The organism is Cellulomonas sp. ACRRI (assembly GCF_022346185.1).
Taxonomy (GTDB): domain Bacteria; phylum Actinomycetota; class Actinomycetes; order Actinomycetales; family Cellulomonadaceae; genus Cellulomonas.
This window is the reverse complement of sequence record NZ_JAKRMS010000207.1, coordinates 1-3926: the sequence shown is the minus strand read 5'-3', so window position 1 is coordinate 3926 and position 3926 is coordinate 1. Positions and strand designations below refer to the sequence as shown.

Here is a 3926-nt window from a genome sequence, read left to right as displayed (position 1 = left end):
CGGCAGCACCCCCGCACCACCCCAGCACGAGGAGCACCTCCCATGACCGAGCGCCACATCGTCGCGCTGTCGGCCGGCCTCGGCCAGCCGTCCTCCACCCGCCTGCTCGCCGACCGGCTCGCCGAGGCGACCGCGACCGAGCTCGCCGACCGCGGGCAGCGCCCCGAGGTCCGCGTCGTCGAGCTGCGCGACCACGCGCACGACATCGTCAACGCGATGCTCACCGGGGTGCCGAGCCCGGCGCTCGCGGAGGTGATCGAGGCCGTGACCGGCGCGGACGCCCTGATCGCGGTGACCCCGCTGTTCACCACGACGTACTCGGGCCTGTTCAAGTCGTTCGTCGACATCCTGGACAAGGACTCGCTGACCGGCATGCCGGTGCTGCTCGGCGCGACCGGCGGCACCGCCCGGCACTCGCTGGCCATCGAGTACTCGATGCGCCCGCTGTTCACCTACCTGCGGGCGGACGTCGCCACGACCTCGGTGTTCGCCGCGACCGACGACTGGGCCGCCGGCGGCACCGCCGACGAGCCGAGCCCGCTGCCCGCCCGCATCCGCCGGGCCGGCGCCGAGCTCGCGGCCACGGTCGCGACCCGCGGTCCGCGCGGCCCGCAGGACCCGTTCGCCGACGCGCCGTCCTTCGCGGACCTGCTCGGCGGCTGACGGCCGCGAGGCCGTCGCACCGGCGCGAGGCCGCCGACCTCGCCGGGCGGGTCAGTCCCGGGCGAGCAGCACCACGGTGGCGTCGTCGTCCGACGCCGGGTCCCGCAGGCGCGCCACGAGCGCGTCCAGCTCCCCCGGCGCCGGCCGGCCGACCGCCGCCAGCGTCCGGTCCAGCGCGACCCGCAGCGACTCCCGCCGCCGCTCGACCACCCCGTCGGTGACCAGCAGCAACGCGTCGCCGGGGTGCAGGGTCGTGCGCCCGGAGGCGGGCTCCCCGGTCAGCAGGCCGATCAGCGGCGAACCCAGCACGGGCTCCCACGCCGCGGTCCCGTCCGCCCGCACCACGAGCGGCGGCAGGTGCCCGGCGCCCGCGTGCTCGACCTCTCCCGTCGCCGGGTCCAGCACGGCGACCGCCATCGTCGCCATCTGCCCCGGCAGCGTCCACCGCGCGAGGGCCGCGACCCGGGACAGCACGACCGCCGGCGGCGCCGCGTCCAGCAGGTAGGCCCGGGTGGCGTTGCGCAGCTGGCCCATCGCCGCGGCGGTCGCGAGCCCGTGGCCCGTGACGTCGCCGATGGTGAGGGCCAGCCGGCCGTCCGCGAGCCGCAGCGCGTCGTACCAGTCGCCGCCGACCTGCCCGGTGCCCGCGGGCTCGTAGCGGGCGTCGAGCGACCAGCCCGGCACGAGCGGCAGCGACGTGGGCAGCAGCGTGCGCTGGATGGCGCGCGCGGCGTTCACCTCGGCCCGGCCCCGGTGGAACAGCGCCTCGACCAGGTGGGTGCGCAGGTCGGCGGCGTTCTGCACGTGCCGGTCGTCCCACGGGAGCGAGCGGCCGCCGACCTGCTCCCGCCACAGGTCGAAGGACTGGCGGGGGCTCAGCCGCACCCCGTCGCCCTCCGGGACCGCGATCATCTTGTGGTGCGGGTCGCCGCCCCAGTCGACGGTGCGCACGACCTCGCCGCGCAGCCAGACCACGGTGCCGCCGTCGGGCAGCGGGAGCGCGACGGCCCCGGCGACGCCCGGGACGTGCGGGGCCCCGGGCTCCTCCGCCAGCCGGTCGGTGGCCAGCACCTCGCGGACCGACGACCCCCACGCCGCGATCGTGGCGCACTCCGCGTGGCCCGGGACCTCGCCGAGCGTCAGCACGTCCGGCCCGACGCTCACCACGACGCCGTCGGCGGGCACGAGCGCGAGCAGGTCGTCGGTGCGGGTGAGCGCCTGCGCCAGCCGCACGTCCTCGTCGCGGCTGGCGCCGACGAGGCGCGCGAGCACGCCGGACGCCCGCCGGCTCTCCGCGAGCGCGTCCTCCTCGACCTGGGCGACCAGCCGGGCGGAGAGCGCGACGCCGAGGAACTCGGCCGCGGCGCGCACCCCGTAGGACGGCGCGTGCGGGCCGCTGTAGTGGTGGCACGCCACCATGCCCCAGAGCTTGCCGTCCCGGAGCAGCGAGATGGACATGGACGCCCGCACGCCCATGTTGCGCAGGTACTCGCAGTGGATCGGCGAGACCGAGCGCAGGGTGGCGTACGTGAGGTCGAGCGGCAGGCCGGTCAGCGGGTCCGCGGCGGGGACGACCGGCACCGGCGTGTAGTCGACGTCGGAGATGAGCCGGATCCAGCTCTTCTCGTACATCGCCCGTGCCTGGGCCGGGATGTCGGACGCCGGGTAGTGCAGCCCGAGGAACGGCTCCAGGTCGGCCCGCTTCGCCTCCGCGACGACCTCGCCGTTGTACTCGGCGTCGAACCGGTAGATCATCACGCGGTCGAACCCGAGCAGCCGGCGCGCGTGCCGGGCGGCGACGTCGTACAGCTCGGTCAGCTCGCCGGCTCGGTTGAGGTCGGCGATCGCGTCGCGGACGCTCTCGTAGGTGCTGCCGTAGGTCAGCGGGCGGGGCCCGTCGGCGGGCTCGAGCTCGACGACGAAGACCGGGCCGGGGTCGGCGAGGGTCGCGGGCGGCGGGCGGTGCACGACGACGTCGAGCTGCACCGTGCCGTCGGCGGTCGCGACCTCCACCAGCCCCGGGTTGCGGGTGCGGTGGTCCGGCACGGCGGCGAGCTGCTCGAGCACGACGCGGGCGGCCGGGACACCCAGCACGTCGCCGAGCGGCGCGCCGAGCACCGCGTCCACCGGCCGGCCGAGGACCGTCGCGACGTTGGTGGACGCCTGCAGGACGACCCCGCCGTCGTCCTGGACCACCAGCAGCACCCCGCGGGGCTGCACCGAGCCCGGGACGTGGATCGGCTCCCGGGCGCAGTTGTCCAGGTCGATCGGCGCACCGGGCGCCACGAAGGCCTCGCTCAACGCCGTGTCCTTCCGGTCGGAGGACCCGACCGGAGCGGCCGAGAGGCCCGCGCGCGGCGACGCGGGCCCGAACGACCCTCGCAAACGGGGGCGACCCGTGGCAAGTGGGTCACCCGGCCCACAGCGCGGTGAGCCCGAGCCCGGCCGCCGCGGCGGCCACCGTCAGCAGCATCGTGCCCAGGAGGGCGGCCAGCGCCCGGCCCCGCTCCCCGGCCTGCGCCAGCCGCACGGTCTCGACCGCGGCGGCCGAGAAGGTGGTGTACCCGCCGCAGAACCCGGTCGCGAGCAGGAGCTGCCAGGTCGCCGGCAGCCCGAGGTACAGGTGCGCGCCCGTGACCAGCCCGATCAGCAGCGAGCCGGTGACGTTGATCGCGATCGTCGCGACCGGCAGGACCGTCCGCCCGCGCGCCCGGATCGCGCCGTCCACCCAGAACCGGGTCGCGGCGCCGAGCCCGCCCAGGACCGCGACCAGCAGCGCGTCGGTCACCGCGCGCCGCCGACCCCGCGCGGGCCCCGGCCCGCGGCGGCGGCCACCGCCGCGACCCCGGCGGCCGCGCACAGCGTCCCGGCCACCAGGGACACCGCCGCGTAGCCGAGCGCGGTCCCGACCGCACCCGCCGCGAGCAGCCGCTCGACCTCGAGCGCCAGCGAGCTGAACGTCGTGTACCCGCCGAGCACGCCCGTGCCGAGGGCGAGCCGCACCCGCTGCACCCGCGGCGTCTCCGCGCCGCGTCGGCCGAGGACCTCGAGCAGGACGCCCAGCAGGAACGCGCCGGTGAGGTTGGCCGTCAGCGTCCCGACCGGCCAGCCGTGCTGCGGCGGCAGCGCCTGGGCCAACCCGTACCGGCCGAGCGAGCCGACCGCGCCGCCCGCCGCGACGAGCAGCGCGAGCCCCGCCCGGTGGTGCGCCGGGCGCGGCGCGGGCAGGGGTGCGGGCGGCGTGCTCGTGCGGGCCTCCGGGG

The 3926-nt window shown here is 77.5% G+C and carries 4 protein-coding genes; 1 reads left to right on the top strand and 3 read right to left on the bottom strand.

All coding sequences use genetic code 11. The features are described 5' to 3' along the window. Nucleotides 1-42 precede the first annotated feature (42 nt). Nucleotides 43-663 carry an FMN reductase gene (locus tag MHY85_RS20375; RefSeq protein WP_239200136.1) on the top strand — a complete coding sequence of 207 codons (621 nt, stop codon included), beginning with the start codon at nucleotides 43-45 and terminating at the stop codon, nucleotides 661-663. 51 nt (nucleotides 664-714) lie between these two features. Here the strand turns inward: MHY85_RS20375 and MHY85_RS20370 are convergent, their stop codons facing one another. The 3 genes from MHY85_RS20370 to MHY85_RS20360 form a co-directional block, all read right to left on the bottom strand. Continuing rightward, complete coding sequence (locus MHY85_RS20370) at nucleotides 715-2964, bottom strand: SpoIIE family protein phosphatase (protein WP_239200134.1); 2250 nt, start codon at nucleotides 2962-2964, stop codon at nucleotides 715-717. 109 nt (nucleotides 2965-3073) lie between these two features. Further along, nucleotides 3074-3451 carry a fluoride efflux transporter CrcB gene (crcB, locus tag MHY85_RS20365; protein WP_239200132.1) on the bottom strand — a complete coding sequence of 126 codons (378 nt, stop codon included), beginning with the start codon at nucleotides 3449-3451 and terminating at the stop codon, nucleotides 3074-3076. After that, on the bottom strand, nucleotides 3448-3926 hold a 479-nt coding region (locus MHY85_RS20360; RefSeq protein WP_308191454.1), incomplete at its 5' end, for a CrcB family protein. The genes crcB and MHY85_RS20360, both read right to left, overlap by 4 nt.